Source organism: Xanthobacteraceae bacterium (assembly GCA_019454205.1).
Taxonomy (GTDB): Bacteria; Pseudomonadota; Alphaproteobacteria; order Rhizobiales; family Xanthobacteraceae.
This window is the reverse complement of record CP075369.1, coordinates 2,688,102-2,703,665: the sequence shown is the minus strand read 5'-3', so window position 1 is coordinate 2,703,665 and position 15,564 is coordinate 2,688,102. Positions and strand designations below refer to the sequence as shown.

The window sequence follows — 15,564 nt, the reverse complement described above, 5'->3', positions numbered from 1 at the left end:
GCGCGGCCGAGCCTATGCCTAGTTCGTGCCGTCTAGAAGACGGCGCGCGATGACCTGGGCCTGTATTTCCGCGGCACCCTCGAAGATCGAGAGGATACGGGCGTCGGCCAGCACGCGCGACACCGGATATTCCATCGCGAACCCGTTGCCGCCGTGGATTTGCAGCGCGTTGTCGGCAGCTGCCCATGCGATGCGTGCGGCGAGCAGCTTTGCCATGCCCGCTTCGAGGTCGCAGCGGCGGCCGGAATCCTTCTCGCGCGCCGCATGGTAGGTGAGCTGGCGCGCGATCAGGATTTCCGCGGCCATGGTCACGATCTTGTCGGAGACGCGCGGGAACGAATAGAGCGGCTTGCCGAACTGGATGCGCTCGTGCGCGTAGCGCAGGCCAAGCTCCATCGCGCTCTGCGCAACGCCAATGGCACGCGCCGCGGTCTGGATGCGCGCCGCTTCGAAGGTTTGCATGAGTTGCTTGAAGCCGTTGCCTTCCGCGCCGCCGAGCAGATTTCCGGCTTTAACCTCGAAACCGTCGAAACCGATTTCGAATTCCTTCATGCCGCGATAGCCGATCACTTCGATCTCGCCGCCGGTCATGCCTTCGGCCGGGAATGGATCATCATCGGTGCCGCGCGGCTTCTCCGCGAGCAGAATAGAGAGGCCCTTGTAGCCTTTCTCGTCGGGATTGGTGCGGCAGAGCAGCGTCATCACGTCGGCGCGCACCGGGTGCGTGATCCAGGTCTTGTTGCCGTAGACCTTGTAGACGTCGCCCTTCTTCTCGGCACGCGTTTTCAGCGATGCGAGATCGGAGCCGGTGTTCGGTTCGGTGAAGACGGCGGTGGGCAGGATTTCGCCGGAGGCAATCTTCGGAAGCCACTCTTTCTTCTGTTCGTCGGTGCCGCCGCCGAGAATCAATTCCGCGGCGATCTCCGAGCGCGTGCCGAGCGAGCCGACGCCGATCCATGCACGCGACAGTTCTTCGGAGACGAGCACCATCGACTCCTTGCCGAGACCGAGGCCGCCGTATTCTTCCGGGATGGTGAGACCGAAGACGCCGAGTTCGGCCATCTTCGAAATGATCTCCATCGGGATGTATTCGTTGTTCAGATGCCATTCGTGCGCGTGCGGCATCACTTCGCTTTCCGCGAAGCGATGCATTTCGGCGCGCATGGCATTCAGCGTGTCGTCGAGACCGCTGTCGCCGATGGTGAGCGAGCCTTGCGCCTTGGCGATTGCGGCCGCCAGTTCGGCGCGGACTTGCGCGTTATTGCCGGCGATCAGTTCCTTCACCGCGGGCGTCATGCGCGAGGCCGCCTTCGCGTCAGGGATGCCGAGCGAACCAAGCCGGATGATCTCCCCTTGGCTCATGGGGATGCCACCGAAAATCTGCGCGAGATATTCGCCGGCACCGACGCGCACCAGCAGTTCTTCCATGCGACCGAAGCGGCCTTCGGCGCTCAGGCGATCCGTATAGGCGGCAAGCTGCCGGATCGCTTCGACATAAGTGGCGAGCCAGGCATAGCCATGCACCGCGTGCTGCTCGCGCTCCAACGCGCCCGCAGAAACCTTGCCACCCTCGGTTACCTTGAGCCGTACCGCGGCCGCGGCTTCCGCAAGCAGGGCGCCGGTGGTGTCGGCTGCTTCCTTCAAAAGTGCGGACAGATTCTGGCTGGAGGGTTCGGTGCGGGCAGCGGCCTGGGTCATGGTCGGTTCCGGTGGCGAAAAACAAGGCATCCTTATTGGTGCAGCGCACAAAGGCAAGAGGCCGTTCCCTTACCCGCTATTAACCATTCGGCCGCTTTACTGGTGCCGATTTCATCAGCGCGGCACCAAACCGGAACACTCCGGCACGGTCCCGCGCCATTGCCGCAGGTCCGGGCATGAACGTCACGCGCACAGCCACTCAGCTTCTACGCCGTCTGCCGGCATTTTCGGTGCGAGCGCGCATTCTCATTCTGGCGCTGATCCCGGTGATCGGCCTTGCGGTGATCGGTTTCGTGTTCGTGACCGGCGAGCGCAACGTCGCGGCAGCCTTCGAGACGGTGAAGGCGTCGGGTGAGCTTGCGAACGCCAGCCGCGAACTGAAGGGATCGCTCGCGGCGATGCGGATTGCTTCGCGCGACTACGCCGAAGGCAAGGAGCGGACGCTCAAGCAGGCTTTTGCCGACAACTACAACAACGCGCTCGCCAGCCTGAAGGTAATCGAGCAATTCGCGGGCAACGACGAAAGCAAGACAGTCGCGAGTCTGCGCGGTGCGCTTATCACGCTCGCTTCGAACTTCGACTATCTGGTGCAGGCAAAGACCCAACTCGGCTTCGACGAGAGCGAGGGCATTCGCGGCCGGTTCGCAAAGGCCGCAGCGGCGGTAGAGGCGCTCATTAACGCGGAAGCGCTCAAGCTTTCGGAAATCGATGCGCAGCGCCTGCTGGCGTCGCTTGCGCAACTGCGCCGCTACGAAGTCGAGTTCATGCTCTCGCAGGATCTCGGCGCAACCTATAAAATCTACGGCGAGCTTGCGACCTTCTCGAGTCATCTCGCCAAGGCGAAGCTGCCGCAGGACCTGCAGCAGCAGATCGAGAAAACGATTTCGCAGTACCGCGACGAATTCGCCGACTGGATTTCCCAGATGCGCGTGGTCGGCACGCAGTCGCTGGTGATAGAAAATTCCACGAACGACATGCAAGCGGGCGCCGACATCATCACCCTGCGCGCCAAGCGCAAGGAAACGGATGCCGCTGCGGCGCTCAACACTTCGCAGTCGCGAACGCGCACGATCATCATCAGCATCGGCATTGCGGTGATCGCGATCGGTCTTGCGCTGAACTGGCTGATCGGTCTCAGCATCACCGGGCCGTTAGCGGGCCTTGCCGGCGTCATGCGGCGGCTTGCCGACGGCGATACCTCGTCTGAAATTCCGGCGGTGAATGTGCGCGACGAGATCGGCGCGATGGCGCGCACGGTGGTCGTGTTCCGCGACAACGCCCGCGAGCGCGCCCGATTGCAGAACGAGCAGACCCAGGCCGGCAGCCAGCGCGAGCAACGCGCGAAGAATATCGAGCGCATGATCAAGTCGTTCGCGGACATGGCGGACACGGGTCTCGGCGCGGTGCGCGATGCTTCGACCCGGCTCGGCGGCGCCGCCGACAAGCTCAGCGGCGCGGCAGTGGATGTCGGCGCGCAGGCACAACGCGCGGGTGAAGCGGCAGGAGCTGCCTCGTCGAACGTCGCGCAGGCAGCGGTTGCGACCGAGCAGCTTTCGGTTTCGGTTTCGGAAGTCGCACACCAGACCGCGACTTCCACGGAAGTCGCGAACCGCGCTGTTGCCGAAGCGCAGCGTTCGGTCGCGATCATGCGGAACCTCGGCGATGCCGCTTCGCGGATCGGCGAAGTGCTCGGCCTCATTCAATCTATCGCCGCGCAAACCAATTTGCTGGCCTTGAACGCTACCATCGAAGCAGCGCGCGCGGGCGAAGCGGGCAAGGGCTTTGCCGTGGTCGCGCAGGAAGTGAAATCGCTCGCCGCGCAGACCGCGCGTGCGACGGAAGACATCGCGCATCAGATCGGCGCGATTCAGGAAGCGTCCGGCGATGCCGCCACTGCCATCGATACGGTTTCGACCGTGATCGAGGAAATGTCGGCCATCGCCTCTTCGGTTGCGTCCGCCATCGAGGAGCAGAACGCAGCGGTGGTTTCGATTGCCGAGAACGTGGCGCGGGCGTCGAATGATGCCGATGCCGGTGCGGGTGCGATGAAGTCCGTGCTGGGCGCGGCGGAAGGTGCCAGCGCCACCGCGTCCGATGTCGCGGGCATGGCGGCGGCGCTCAACAGCGAAGCCGAGAAGCTCGATTCCGCGATCCGCCAGTTCCTGCACGAAGTGCGCGCCGCCTGAGAACAGGCTTGCTTGCTTCCGGCCGCTTGCTTTTTCCCCGCGCAATCGCGATTTGAAGGCGGTCCCGCGCGCGGAAAGCCGTATGTCGAAGACTTTTTGGAAACCCTGGAATATTACGGTCGACGCCTTCTGGCGTTTCAATGACGATGACGGCTGGGCCATTGCCAGCCATATCGCGCTGTCGGGACTGATGGCGCTGTTTCCATTCATGATCTTCGTAACGTCGCTTGCCGCGTTCTTCGGTTCCAAGGAACTCGCCGACAACACCGCGCAGATTCTGCTCGATACCTGGCCCAGGGAAGTCGCCGGGCCGATCGCCAACGAAATCCACTACGTCCTCACCAACGTGCGCACCGATGCGCTGACTTTCGGCATCGTGCTCGCGATCTATTTTTCCTCGAGCGGCATCGAGAGCCTGCGCATCGGCCTGAACCGCGCCTATGACGTCGGCGAGCAGCGCTACTTCTGGTGGCTGCGGCTCGAATCTATCGGTTATGTGCTGGTCGGCGCGGCGGGGTTGCTCGCGCTTTCTTTCCTCGTCGTGCTGTGGCCGTTGATGTGGCAGACGGCGGTGAAATTCATTCCCGCGCTGGAGCCGTTTCGCGGCGTCGCGGCGTTCGTCCGCTACGCGACAGCTTCCGCCGTGCTCGTAGTTGCGCTGATCGTAGTGCACATGTGGCTGCCCGCGGGCAGGCGAACGCTGAGCGAAGTCGCGCCGGGCATCATCGTGACGCTGGTGTTGTGGCTGATCGCGGGCGCGGCCTTCGGCTATTACCTCGGCCGCTTCTCCTACAACTATGTCACGACCTATGCGGGTCTCGCCTCGGTGATGGTCGCGCTGGTGTTTCTCTACACGACCGCGTCGATCTTCCTCTATGGCGGCGAACTGAATGCCGCCATCGCCGACAAGCGAAGTGCACCGGCGATCGTGAAGGTGCCGAAGAAGACGAAGAAGCGGAAGCGCTGAGCCGCGTTTACTTGCGGCCCAGGCTGCCCGAATTCTCGATCACGTCGTCGAAGGTGCGCATGCCGGGGGCCTGCGCATTGACGAGCACCGCCATGTTGCCGGGCTTGTGCTGGTTCTTCCACATCTTGGTGTGCGCGGCCGGGATTTCCTTCCAGGTCAGCACTTCCGACATGCAGGGATCGACGCGGCGATCCAGCACGAACTGGTTGGCGGCGGCCGCCTGCTTCAGGTGCGCGAAGTGCGAACCCTGCACGCGCTTCTGGCGCATCCAGACATAGCGGGCATCGAAGGTGAGGTTGAAGCCGGTGGTGCCGGCGCAGAACACGACCATGCCGCCGCGCTTCACGACGAGGCACGACACGGGGAAGGTCTGTTCGCCCGGATGTTCGAAGACGATGTCGACGTCTTTCTTGCCGGTGATGTCCCAGATCGCCTTGCCGAACTTGCGGGCTTCTTTCACCCACTCATTGTATTCGGGCGTGTTCACCGTGGGCATCTGGCCCCAGCACTTGAAGTCCTTGCGGTTGAGCACGCCCTTGGCGCCGAGGCCAAGCACGTAATCTTTCTTGTCATTGTCGGAGATGATGCCGATGGCGTTTGCGCCGCTCGCCGCGGCGAGCTGCACGCCAAACACGCCGAGGCCGCCGGAGGCACCCCAGACCAGCACGTTGTCGCCGGGCTTGATAGTGTGCGGCGCGTGGCCGAACAACATGCGGTACGCGGTTGCGAGTGTCAGCGTGTAGCAGGCCGACTCTTCCCAGGTGAGATGTTTCGGGCGCGCCATCAACTGGCGCGACTGCACGCGGCAGAACTGCGCAAAGGATCCGTCCGGAGTTTCGTAACCCCAGATGCGCTGCGAGGGCGAGAACATCGGGTCGCCGCCGTTGCATTCCTCGTCGTCGCCGTCATCCTGATTGCAATGGACGATGACTTCGTCGCCGACCTTCCAGCGCTTCACCTTCGCGCCGACCGCCCAGACGATGCCGGAGGCATCGGAGCCTGCGACATGGAACGGCTGCTTGTGAACGTCGAACGGAGAAATCGGCTGGCCGAGGCCGGCCCAGACGCCGTTGTAGTTCACGCCTGCCGCCATCACGAGCACGAGCACGTCCTCGTCGCCGACCGGCCAGGTCGGCACGACCTCGATCTGGAAGCTCTGCTCCGGAGGGCCGTGGCGCTCGCGGCGGATCGCCCATGCGTACATTTTCGACGGGACGTGACCGAGAGGCGGAATTTCTCCGATCTCGTAAAGATCCTTGGGACCCGCCTGCAATTTCGTGACGGCCGACATGGCTGCTCCGGAAGAAAATGTTTCGGATTGATGACGGATTGAGCATGGCGCAAAGCATGTTGCAGCGCAACGCCGCTCCGGCCCATCCGATGGTTTAAGTCTTCCGCAAGCGGGAGCGGCTAGCGTTTCCGCCCATGAATCCCGCCGATTCCGCCACGTCGCCGCCGGGGCAAATACCGAAGGCGCTGGAACTCTTTTGCTTCGCATTCTGCGTCGGGAACGCGGTGTGGCTGGGCACGGCGGCGATGAGCGGAAGCTGGCTCTGGGATCCGGCGGGTAGACTGCTCTCGACCGACTTCCTGAATGTCTACGCGGCCGGAAAACTCACGCTCGCGGGGCAGGCGGCGGCGGCCTACGACTGGCCGACCCATAAGCAGATGGAGATCGCCGTCCTCGGCTACGACTTCGGCGGATATTACGGCTGGCATTATCCGCCGTTCTATCTGTTCATCGCGCTCACGCTGGCTTCGCTGCCCTACGTTCCGGCCACGTTGCTCTGGGTAGCGGTTTCGCTCGTTCCTTATCTCGCCGCGATGCGTGCCATCGTGGGAAGCGCGGCAGGTTTTCTGCTCGCATTCGCGATGCCTTCGTTCCTCGCCAACGTGCTGGTCGGGCAGAACGGATTCCTCACTGCGGCGCTGATCGGCGGCGCGCTGTATTTTCTGGAGCGGCGCGCGGTGCTCGCAGGCATTTGTCTCGGCCTGCTCACGTACAAACCGCATTTCGGAATCCTGTTTCCTGTTGCGCTGATCGCGGGCGGTTACTGGCGCGCGATTTTCTCAGCCTTCGCGACCGCGCTAATGCTGGTGCTGCTCTCGCTGCTCGCTTTCGGGCCGGAACCGTGGCTGGCTTTCGTGAAGTGGCTGCCTGTGACGTCGCAGACCTTTCTATCGGAAGGCCGTGCCGAGATCGAGAAGATGCAGAGCGTGTTTGCCATCGTGCGCACGCTCGGCGGCGCGGAATGGCTGGCGTGGGGGCTGCACGCGGTTTTCGCTGCCGGTGTAGCGGTGGCGATTGCCGCGATCTGGCGCGATGCGCGTCATCCCTTCGCGCTGAAAGCGGCGGCACTTGCAACCGGTGTCGTGCTCGCGACACCGTACATCTATCTTTACGACACGGTCGTACTCGCGATCCCGGCGGCGTTTCTGCTGCGGCTTGGTCTTGCGGAAGGCTTCCGCCGCCATGAGCTTGCCGGTCTCGGTACAGCGGCGCTGCTGCTCGCCAGCTTTCCGTTCGTGAAGCTGCCGGTGGGCTTCGCGGCGGCTGTGATCGTTGCCGTACTCGTAGCAAGACGCCTCTTCGAAGCGCCCCGCCGCGCTGCAACATAGACTTTTCCACCTGTCGCAGGAGGCGGCGACAGCCCACCCGACTTCCACTATCCTACTTTCGTCTAGTGTTAGATTCGCCCGGCGGTCATCAAGCCGGGCGATGAAGTGTAATCAGGCGGGGCAGCCGCCATTCATGGAGGACGGGGCTATGAGCATTGAAGGTCTTATCATTCTTCTGATCATCGGCGCGGTGGCGGGCTGGCTCGCCGGCGTGATCATGAAAGGCTTCGGCTTCGGGCTGATCGGCAACATCATCGTCGGCATCGTCGGTGCCGCGATTGCAAGCTGGCTGTTCCCGCGACTTGGAATTTCGCTCGGTGGCGGCATCGTCGGTTCGATCATCGCGGCAACCATCGGCGCGGTGATCCTGCTGTTTGTCATCGGCCTCGTCCGGCGCGGCTGAGTAAAGCGCTGAAAAAAGAAAACCGGCGAGGGCAACCTCGCCGGTTTTTTTGTTTTCGATTTAGATGCCGGTTAAGGCGTAAGCGTCGTCCGGAAATCGTCCTGACCACATTGTTTGCAACACGCCTGACAGCCGTAACGGCCGTGCAGTCCGACGCCCCAATACGTGCGGGCCGCGCCTTTTACCCACGCGCCGTAGCAGATTTTCTCGCCCTGAACGCAGGAGAGCGCGAGCGAGCGGCGGTCGCCGTTTGCGATGTCATAGGCGCGGTTGCCGCCCGGCCAGGCATGACCGCGGCGATCCTGCGAATAGAACTCGATCTGGATGGTGCGGCCGGAATTGTTGGTGATGTCGAAGGTTAGTTCGCCCGGCGTCTGGGCGCTTGCGGGCGCCATCAGCGCCAACGACAGCAACGCGGCGCCAAGCGCCATTAGTGCCCCTTTACCCCACATTTTCGCTCTCCACGCTGAACCGGCACTACCGGTTGGCCCGGGACTGTGCCCACTAATTTTTTACAGCCGTAGAGTGCCGTGCTCCCGCGTCCCGGTCTAGTGCGCTGCGATCACGCCGCCTTCGATTTTGCGTGATACCGGAACGTGGTAGACCTATGCTGCATTGCAGGAAAAGTTCTCTTCCTCCGGATTTCGCGCGTATGAGCGACAAGAGCGAAAAAAGTAAGCAGTCCGCAAAGCCGAAAGAGGCTCCGTGGCTGATCCGTACCTATGCGGGTCACTCCACTGCCGCGGAATCCAACAAGCTCTACCGGAGCAATCTCGCCAAGGGACAGACCGGTCTGTCGGTCGCCTTCGATCTGCCGACGCAGACCGGTTATGACTCCGATCACGTGCTTGCGCGCGGTGAAGTCGGAAAGGTCGGCGTGCCGGTCTCGCATCTCGGCGACATGCGCACGCTGTTCGACGGCATTCCGCTCGGCTCGATGAATACCTCGATGACGATCAACGCGACGGCGGCGTGGCTGCTCTCGCTCTACATCGCGCTCGCGGAAGAAACCGGCGCGCCGAAGACCGCGCTCTCCGGCACCACGCAGAACGACATCATCAAGGAATACCTCTCGCGCGGCACGTATGTTTTCCCGCCGCAGCCTTCGATGCGGCTGATCAAGGACACGATCCTTTACACCACGAAGGAAGTGCCGAAGTGGAATCCGATGAACGTCTGCTCCTATCATTTGCAGGAAGCAGGCGCGACGCCGACGCAGGAGCTTGCCTATGCGCTGGCGACCGCGATCGCGGTGCTCGACGGCGTGAAGGCTTCCGGCGGAATCCGCGAAGAAGATTTCGGCGAAGTGGTGGGGCGCATCTCGTTCTTCGTGAACGCGGGCATGCGTTTCATTACCGAAATGTGCAAGATGCGCGCGTTCACCGAACTATGGAACGAGATCACGCGCGACCGCTACGGCGTAACCAACGAGAAGCACCGCCGCTTCCGTTATGGCGTGCAGGTGAACTCGCTCGGTCTTACCGAGCCGCAGCCGGAAAACAACGTCTACCGCATCCTGCTCGAAATGCTGGCGGTGACGCTCTCGAAGAATGCGCGCGCCCGCGCGGTGCAACTGCCCGCATGGAACGAGGCGCTCGGTTTGCCGCGGCCGTGGGACCAGCAGTGGTCGATCCGCATGCAGCAGATCGTGGCGTTCGAGACCGACCTTCTCGATTTCGGCGACATCTTCGACGGCTCGAAGGAAATCGAACGCAAGGTCGCGGAACTGAAAGCGGAGGCGCTGGAAGAACTCGCGCGTATCGAAGAGATGGGCGGCGCGGTAGCGGCGGTCGAGTCGAGCTACATGAAGCAGAAGCTCGTGGAATCGAACACGAAGCGTCTGGAAGCGATCGAGCGCGGCGAACTCACAGTGGTAGGCGTCAACCGTTTCACGGAAACCGAGCCATCGCCGCTCACGACCGGCGACGGCGCGATCATGACCGTGCCGGAGCATGTCGAGAAGGAACAGGTCGAGCGCCTGAAGGCGTGGCGTTCCGCGCGCGACCAGAAGAAGGTTTCCGCCGCGCTGGATGCGCTACGGCGCGCCGCCGCGGAAGGCCAGAACATCATGCCGGTCTCGATCGAGGCGGCGAAGGCGGGCATCACCACCGGCGAATGGGGCACGACGCTGCGCGAAGTATTCGGCGAGTATCGCGCGCCGACCGGCGTTGGGCGTTCCGTGCGTGCGGGGGCGCAGGGCCTCGACGAAGTGCGCGGACAGGTGGAGCGCGTTTCCAAGAAACTCGGACGCCGCCTGAAGTTCCTGGTCGGCAAGCCCGGCCTCGACGGCCACTCCAACGGCGCCGAGCAGATCGCGGTGCGCGCGCGCGATGCGGGCATGGAAGTCGTCTACGAGGGCATCCGTCTGACGCCCGCCGAGATCGTGAACGCCGCGTTGGAAGAAGGCGTGCATGTGGTCGGCCTTTCGATCCTGTCGGGTTCGCATGTGCCGCTGGTGCGCGACGTCATGAACCGGATGCGCACGGAGGGTCTGGAAGTTCCGGTGATCGTCGGCGGCATCATCCCGCCGGAAGACGAGAACACGCTGAAACAGTGTGGCGTTGCCGCTGTGTTTACGCCGAAGGATTACGAACTGAACCGGATTCTTTCGGACATCGTGCGCGTGGTGGATGACCGGGCGGACAAGGCGGCGTAAAGAGGCGCCATGCGCCGTTTGCTTTCGCTGGTAATTGCCTTGTCGCTGTCCGTGTTTCCGGTCCTTGCCGCGAACATGCCGCCGGTCGTGCGTGACATGCTGGCGCAGGCCGCTTCCGAGTGCCGCAGCGTCGGCGGTGTCCCGACGCAACTGGATCGGGTCGCGACCGAAGCCGACCTGAACGGCGATAACAGCGCCGACTGGGTGCTGGATTTCAGCAATATTCATTGCCAGGGCGCGCCGAGTTATTTCTGCGGCACCGGCGGGTGCCAGCTCTACATTTTTGTTTCGCAGGGCACCGAATATGTCCGTGTGTGGGACAACGTGGTGCGTGCGTGGCGGCAAACGAAGGTGCACGGCAAACCGGGCATCCAGTTCGACCTGCATGGCAGCGCGTGCGGCCTCTCCGGCGCGGAGCGCTGCGTGAAGGATTTCGTGTTCGACGGACGCGAACTCCGCGAAGCGAAGTAAGCATCTCATTCATGTCCCAGATCCTGCGCATCGCCGAAATCGTGCTGCCGGTCTTCGGCGTGATCGCGCTCGGTTATGTCGCGGCATGGACGAAGCTGCTCTCCGAGCGCGCGGGTGACGGACTGAACGATTACGTTTTCCTGATCGCGATTCCGGTAATGATCGTGAAAACGCTGCTCGGCGCGGGCCTGCCGGAAGGCTCGCCGTGGGGCTACTGGCTTTCTTATTTCATCGCGGTCGCGATTGTCTGGAGCATGACGCAGTTCGCCGCGTGGAAGCTCTACGCGAGGCCGGGGCGCGAGGCAGTGATCGCGGGGTTTTCCTCTGCGCAATCGAACGTGGTGCTGATCGGCATTCCGCTGGTGCTGACGGCGTATGGCGAAGCGGGTGCGGTGCCGCTGTTCCTCCTGATCGCGATTCATCTGCCGATCATGATGGGTTCGGCGACCGTGATGATCGAAAGCGCGGAAGCGGGCGTGGGCAAGACGGCGCTGAAAAAACTCGCATGGAATCTCGCGACCAATCCGCTGATGATCGCATTCCTGTTCGGCGCAATCGGGCGGCTGAACGGTGTTTCGTTCGGCGGGCCGTTCAAGCAGTTCGTCGACATGATCGCGGCATCGTCGGTGCCGTGCGCATTGTTTGCGATGGGCATGGCGCTTCGCAAATACGGCGTGCTGGGCGACCTGAAACTCTCGCTGTTTGTCGCCGCGGCGAAGCTGATGTTGCTGCCGCTCGCGGTATGGCTGCTTGCGACGAAAGTGTTCATGCTCATGCCGGTATGGGCGGGCGTTGCCGTGATCTTCGCGTCGATGCCGGTCGGCATCAATTCGTATCTGCTGGCGTCGCGCTACAAAACCGGCGTCGCGACGATTGCGGGCGCGGTCACGATTTCGACCGTGTTGTCGCTGTTCACCGTTTCGTTCTGGTTGTTCGTACTCGGAATTGGCTAGAGGCCGGCCGCTTTCTTCACATCCGAGAGCGTCCATCCGTCCGCCCGCAAATCGCGCAACGTAGTGGACTTGTCACGCTTGGAAAGTTTCTTGCCGTGTTCGTCGAGCAGCAAACGATGATGCCGGTACAGCGGCGCGGGCAGTCCGAGCAATTCCTGCAATACACGATGCACCGCGGTCGACTCATATAAATCCCTGCCGCGCACGATGTTCGTTACGCCTTGCAAGGCATCGTCGAGCACCACGGCAAGGTGGTAGCTCGCTGGCATTTCCTTGCGGCCGAGCACGACATCGCCCCAGCGTTCCGGCTTCGCTTCGATTTTTTCACCCGCCTCGTTCCAGAAAAGCGGCTTGCCGATGCGCGACAGCGCTTCGTGCATGTCGAGGCGCAGTGCGTAGGGTTCGCCGCGGCGTTCCCGCTCTTTCGCTTCTTCCGGCGAAAGCCCTTCCTCGCGCGAATAGCGCGGCCCGCCATCGGGATCGCGCCCGGTAATCAGCCGCGCAAGATCGGCGCGGGTTTCATAGGAAGCGTAAAGCAGCCCTTCGTTTTCGAGCCTGCCGAGCGCGGCGGCGTATTCGTCGAAGTGCCGTGACTGACGCCGCGCGGGCGTTTCCCACTGAACGCCGAGCCAATCGAGATCCTCATAGACGGATTGCTCGAACTCCGGCTTGCAGCGCGTCGGGTCGATATCCTCGATGCGAAGCAGAAAGCGCCCGCCTGCGGCTTTCGCTTCTTCGTAGTTCAACAGCGCGGAAAGCGCGTGGCCAAGATGCAGATGCCCGGTCGGCGAGGGTGCGAAACGGAAAACGGGTGGATTCATGAAATGCTCTAACGCAGCCTCATCTTTCGAGACGCTAGCTATCGCTCGCTCCTCAGGACGAGGCCGGATATATTTCCACCAAGTTAGACCTCATCCTGAGGAGCCGCCGCAAGGCGGCGTCTCGAAGGATGAGGTCTGTTCACAAGCAAATAAGAATGCCTGCCCGTATCGACACCGAAGAACATCTCCGGGAAGCGCTGGAAAAGCTGCTCCTGCTCGATCCGCGTTTCGCGGACGTGCTTGCGATTGCGGGTCATCCGCCCATGCGTCGGCGGGAAGGAGGCTTTCCCGGTCTCGCACGCATAATTTGCGGGCAGCAAATCTCGGTCGCGGCGGCTGCGTCGATCTGGGGAAGGCTGGAGACGAAGTTCGTACCGCTCGACCATCACGCGATTCTCAAAGCGCGCACGCCGCAGCTTCAGCGCGTCGGTCTCTCCATGCCGAAGATCAGGACCTTTCGCCATATCGCGCGCGCAGTGCGCGACGAGCACCTGAACATTGACGCGCTCGCACACATGCCTGCGGAAGAAGCGCATGCGCAACTCGTCAAGGTGAAAGGGATCGGGCCGTGGACCGCGGACATCTATCTGATGTTCTGCGTCGGTCATGCGGACGCCTTCGCGTCCGGCGACCTCGCGCTACAGGAGGCCGCACGCATCATGCTGAACAAGCGAAAGCGTCCCGATGCGAAGCAACTCGAAAAAATTGCGCGCCTCTGGAAGCCCTATCGCTCTGTCGCGGCGCGGCTGTTGTGGGCTTATTATGCCGCCGTGAAACGCCGGACCGGAGTTCCGGTCGAGCCTTCGCCGGAGGCCGTGCAGTAAAACTGTCACGTTTCCGTCTTAGCTCTGGTGCGGCAGCCTCATGGAGCGCTTTGTGACCGATCATGCGCAACGGCAGGACTTTCTGGTCGGCCGCCGCGACCTGAAGAATACGAAGCTGGCAACCTCGATGAAGTCGCACGCCGCCGTGGCGAGACCGGGCACTGTGCTGTTGAAGGTCGATCGCTTCGCCTTCACCTCGAACAACATCACCTATGCAGCGCTCGGCGATCAGTTGAAGTACTGGCATCTGTTTCCCGCGCCGGACGGCTTCGGCATCGTGCCGGTATGGGGTTTCGGCGAGGTGATCGAATCGCGTCATGACGAGATCAGGCAGGGTGAGCGGCTGTTTGGCTATTTCCCGATGTCGACGCATCTCGTGATCGAACCCGCGCGCGTTTCTGAAAAGGGCCTGTTCGACGGCGCGGCGCACCGGCAGGAAGTTTCGCCGGTCTATAATGCCTATGCGCGCGTCAGCGGCGACCCACAGTTCGAGGGAAAGTCGGGCGACTATCAGGCGTTGTTGCGTCCATTGTTCATGCTTTCGTTTCTGGTGGACGACTTTCTCGCGCAGGAAGGATTCTTCAATGCGGATGCCGTGCTGCTCACCAGCGCGTCGAGCAAGACCGCAATTGGTCTCGCTTATCTTCTGAAGAAGCGTCGCAAGGTGTGCGTGACCGGACTGACATCCGCGGGCAACCGCGCCTTTGTCGAGGGGCTTGGTTGCTACGACAAAGTGGTTACCTATGGCGAAGTCGAAACGCTCCCGGCATCCGAAAGGATCGTCATCGTAGACATGGCGGGTAATGCTGGGCTGCTCACGGCATTGCACGAGCATTTCAAGGACAATGTGCGCTATTCCTGCCGCGTCGGGCTTACGCATGTCGATACCGAACAGCCGCCCGCCAAACTTGCCGGCGCGAAGCCGGTCTGGTTTTTCGCACCCGATCAGATGAAGAAGCGTGCACAGGACTGGGGCAAGGGCGGTGTCGAAAAACGCATCGCGGAAGTCTGGACCGGATTCGTTGCGCTGTTCGACGGCGCGACGAAGATCGAATCCGGTGCGGGAGGCGAAGCAGTACGCCGCGTCTACCTTGCTACCCTCGAAGGCGAAGCGCGGCCCGATACGGGCTACATGCTTTCGCTTTGGGACTAACCCGTCCGCTTGCGATTTTCGCAGGCTTGCGTAAGCAGGGTGCCTGCTTCGCATTCCGGCAAGGAGTTTGCGTTTGATCGACGGACCCCGTATCGCGCCGCGTTCCGGCACGGCAAAACAACTCGTGGTTTTCCTGCACGGCTACGGCGCCGACGGCAACGACCTGATCTCGCTCGGACGCGAGTGGCAGGGATTGCTGCCGGATGCCGCGTTCGTTTCTCCGAACGCGCCGGAGCCGGTACCGGGCCACCCGATGGGACGGCAATGGTTCGGGCTTACGTTCCGCGATCCCGACGAACGCTGGCGCGGCGTGAACAAGGCGCAGCCGATCCTCAACGAATTCCTCGATGCCGAGCTTGCGAAGAACAACCTGCCGTCATCGGCGCTGGCGCTCGTCGGCTTCAGCCAGGGCACGATGATGGCGCTCCATGTCGGGTTGCGGCGCGCGGTAAGCCCGGCGGCAATCGTCGGCTATTCCGGCGTGCTCGTTACCCCTTCGAATCAGGAAGCGGCCAAGAAGGCGGCCGAGGAGATCAAATCGCGCCCGCCGGTTTTGCTGGTCCATGGCGATCAGGACGAGGTGATCCCGGCGCAGGCACTCCTGCTTTCGGCGCAGGGACTGGGCGGCATGGGCCTGACGGTCGAGTGGCATCTGTCGCAGGGAATCGGCCACGGGATCGACGGCGACGGCCTCCGGATCGGCGGCGCCTTCCTGCAAAAAGCCTTCCGGGGACGCTGAACCCGGACGGCTTCACAAAGCCGACACGGACTCGGTAATATATGCGCCGGTGAAAGCGGCGTGCGACCGCGGGG

Annotated in this window: 14 protein-coding genes; 10 read left to right on the top strand and 4 right to left on the bottom strand. The window is 62.6% G+C overall.

Going from position 1 to position 15,564, the window contains the following annotated elements:
• Nucleotides 1-18: 18 nt before the first annotated feature.
• The gene (locus KF794_13595) at nucleotides 19-1,698 is read right to left on the bottom strand and encodes an acyl-CoA/acyl-ACP dehydrogenase (GenBank protein ID QYK44774.1); all 1,680 of its coding nucleotides are present in this window, start codon (nucleotides 1,696-1,698) and stop codon (nucleotides 19-21) included.
• A gap of 176 nt (nucleotides 1,699-1,874) precedes the next feature.
• Between KF794_13595 and KF794_13590 the strand changes: the two genes are divergently transcribed.
• Both KF794_13590 and KF794_13585 read left to right on the top strand, forming a co-directional pair.
• The gene (locus KF794_13590) at nucleotides 1,875-3,884 is read left to right on the top strand and encodes a HAMP domain-containing protein (GenBank protein ID QYK44773.1); all 2,010 of its coding nucleotides are present in this window, start codon (nucleotides 1,875-1,877) and stop codon (nucleotides 3,882-3,884) included.
• An 82-nt stretch (nucleotides 3,885-3,966) separates the two neighbouring features.
• Complete coding sequence (locus KF794_13585) at nucleotides 3,967-4,851, top strand: YihY/virulence factor BrkB family protein (protein QYK44772.1); 885 nt, start codon at nucleotides 3,967-3,969, stop codon at nucleotides 4,849-4,851.
• A gap of 7 nt (nucleotides 4,852-4,858) precedes the next feature.
• Here the strand turns inward: KF794_13585 and ccrA are convergent, their stop codons facing one another.
• Nucleotides 4,859-6,142: a crotonyl-CoA carboxylase/reductase gene (ccrA, locus tag KF794_13580; protein ID QYK44771.1), complete on the bottom strand. Its 1,284-nt coding sequence runs from the start codon at nucleotides 6,140-6,142 to the stop codon at nucleotides 4,859-4,861.
• Between the two features lie 134 nt (nucleotides 6,143-6,276).
• Between ccrA and KF794_13575 the strand changes: the two genes are divergently transcribed.
• Together KF794_13575 and KF794_13570 are read left to right on the top strand one after the other, a co-directional pair.
• Nucleotides 6,277-7,470, top strand: coding sequence for a DUF2029 domain-containing protein (locus tag KF794_13575; protein QYK44770.1), 1,194 nt, complete (start codon nucleotides 6,277-6,279; stop codon nucleotides 7,468-7,470).
• 148 nt (nucleotides 7,471-7,618) lie between these two features.
• Nucleotides 7,619-7,873 carry a GlsB/YeaQ/YmgE family stress response membrane protein gene (locus KF794_13570; GenBank protein QYK44769.1) on the top strand — a complete coding sequence of 85 codons (255 nt, stop codon included), beginning with the start codon at nucleotides 7,619-7,621 and terminating at the stop codon, nucleotides 7,871-7,873.
• Nucleotides 7,874-7,944: 71 nt separating this feature from the next.
• Here KF794_13570 and KF794_13565 read toward each other — a convergent pair whose 3' ends face one another.
• Complete coding sequence (locus tag KF794_13565; GenBank protein ID QYK44768.1) at nucleotides 7,945-8,325, bottom strand: hypothetical protein; 381 nt, start codon at nucleotides 8,323-8,325, stop codon at nucleotides 7,945-7,947.
• Between the two features lie 200 nt (nucleotides 8,326-8,525).
• Here KF794_13565 and KF794_13560 point away from each other — a divergent pair, with 200 nt between their 5' ends.
• Genes KF794_13560 through KF794_13550 form a run of 3 tightly spaced genes read left to right on the top strand, consistent with a single transcriptional unit; the run spans nucleotide 8,526 to nucleotide 11,953 of the window.
• Nucleotides 8,526-10,529 carry a protein meaA gene (locus KF794_13560; GenBank protein QYK44767.1) on the top strand — a complete coding sequence of 668 codons (2,004 nt, stop codon included), beginning with the start codon at nucleotides 8,526-8,528 and terminating at the stop codon, nucleotides 10,527-10,529.
• A gap of 9 nt (nucleotides 10,530-10,538) precedes the next feature.
• Nucleotides 10,539-11,000: a hypothetical protein gene (locus KF794_13555; GenBank protein QYK44766.1), complete on the top strand. Its 462-nt coding sequence runs from the start codon at nucleotides 10,539-10,541 to the stop codon at nucleotides 10,998-11,000.
• An 11-nt stretch (nucleotides 11,001-11,011) separates the two neighbouring features.
• On the top strand, nucleotides 11,012-11,953 hold the full coding sequence (locus KF794_13550) for an AEC family transporter (protein QYK44765.1): 942 nt from the start codon (nucleotides 11,012-11,014) through the stop codon (nucleotides 11,951-11,953).
• Here the strand turns inward: KF794_13550 and gluQRS are convergent.
• Nucleotides 11,950-12,774: a tRNA glutamyl-Q(34) synthetase GluQRS gene (gluQRS, locus tag KF794_13545; GenBank protein ID QYK44764.1), complete on the bottom strand. Its 825-nt coding sequence runs from the start codon at nucleotides 12,772-12,774 to the stop codon at nucleotides 11,950-11,952. The genes KF794_13550 and gluQRS overlap by 4 nt on opposite strands.
• Nucleotides 12,775-12,929: 155 nt before the next feature.
• Between gluQRS and KF794_13540 the strand changes: the two genes are divergently transcribed.
• The 3 genes from KF794_13540 (at nucleotide 12,930) to KF794_13530 (ending at nucleotide 15,490) form a co-directional block, all read left to right on the top strand.
• Nucleotides 12,930-13,598, top strand: a complete 669-nt coding sequence (locus tag KF794_13540) for a DNA-3-methyladenine glycosylase 2 family protein (protein QYK44763.1) — start codon at nucleotides 12,930-12,932, stop codon at nucleotides 13,596-13,598.
• A 40-nt stretch (nucleotides 13,599-13,638) separates the two neighbouring features.
• Nucleotides 13,639-14,751 (top strand): DUF2855 family protein, encoded by a 1,113-nt coding sequence (locus KF794_13535; protein ID QYK44762.1) that lies wholly within the window; start codon nucleotides 13,639-13,641, stop codon nucleotides 14,749-14,751.
• A gap of 67 nt (nucleotides 14,752-14,818) precedes the next feature.
• Nucleotides 14,819-15,490: a dienelactone hydrolase family protein gene (locus tag KF794_13530; GenBank protein ID QYK44761.1), complete on the top strand. Its 672-nt coding sequence runs from the start codon at nucleotides 14,819-14,821 to the stop codon at nucleotides 15,488-15,490.
• Nucleotides 15,491-15,564: the final 74 nt, after the last annotated feature.

What these genes read in the sequence shown, in the direction of transcription:
- KF794_13570 (QYK44769.1), top strand. Translation starts at nt 7,619, where the DNA reads ATGAGCATTGAAGGTCTTATCATTCTTCTGATCATCGGCGCGGTGGCG.
- KF794_13575 (QYK44770.1), top strand. Translation starts at nt 6,277, where the DNA reads ATGAATCCCGCCGATTCCGCCACGTCGCCGCCGGGGCAAATACCGAAG.
- KF794_13560 (QYK44767.1), top strand. Translation starts at nt 8,526, where the DNA reads ATGAGCGACAAGAGCGAAAAAAGTAAGCAGTCCGCAAAGCCGAAAGAG.
- KF794_13590 (QYK44773.1), top strand. Translation starts at nt 1,875, where the DNA reads ATGAACGTCACGCGCACAGCCACTCAGCTTCTACGCCGTCTGCCGGCA.
- KF794_13585 (QYK44772.1), top strand. Translation starts at nt 3,967, where the DNA reads ATGTCGAAGACTTTTTGGAAACCCTGGAATATTACGGTCGACGCCTTC.
- KF794_13595 (QYK44774.1), bottom strand. Translation starts at nt 1,698, where the DNA reads ATGACCCAGGCCGCTGCCCGCACCGAACCCTCCAGCCAGAATCTGTCC.
- KF794_13550 (QYK44765.1), top strand. Translation starts at nt 11,012, where the DNA reads ATGTCCCAGATCCTGCGCATCGCCGAAATCGTGCTGCCGGTCTTCGGC.
- KF794_13535 (QYK44762.1), top strand. Translation starts at nt 13,639, where the DNA reads ATGGAGCGCTTTGTGACCGATCATGCGCAACGGCAGGACTTTCTGGTC.
- gluQRS (QYK44764.1), bottom strand. Translation starts at nt 12,774, where the DNA reads ATGAATCCACCCGTTTTCCGTTTCGCACCCTCGCCGACCGGGCATCTG.
- KF794_13540 (QYK44763.1), top strand. Translation starts at nt 12,930, where the DNA reads ATGCCTGCCCGTATCGACACCGAAGAACATCTCCGGGAAGCGCTGGAA.
- ccrA (QYK44771.1), bottom strand. Translation starts at nt 6,142, where the DNA reads ATGTCGGCCGTCACGAAATTGCAGGCGGGTCCCAAGGATCTTTACGAG.
- KF794_13555 (QYK44766.1), top strand. Translation starts at nt 10,539, where the DNA reads ATGCGCCGTTTGCTTTCGCTGGTAATTGCCTTGTCGCTGTCCGTGTTT.
- KF794_13565 (QYK44768.1), bottom strand. Translation starts at nt 8,325, where the DNA reads ATGTGGGGTAAAGGGGCACTAATGGCGCTTGGCGCCGCGTTGCTGTCG.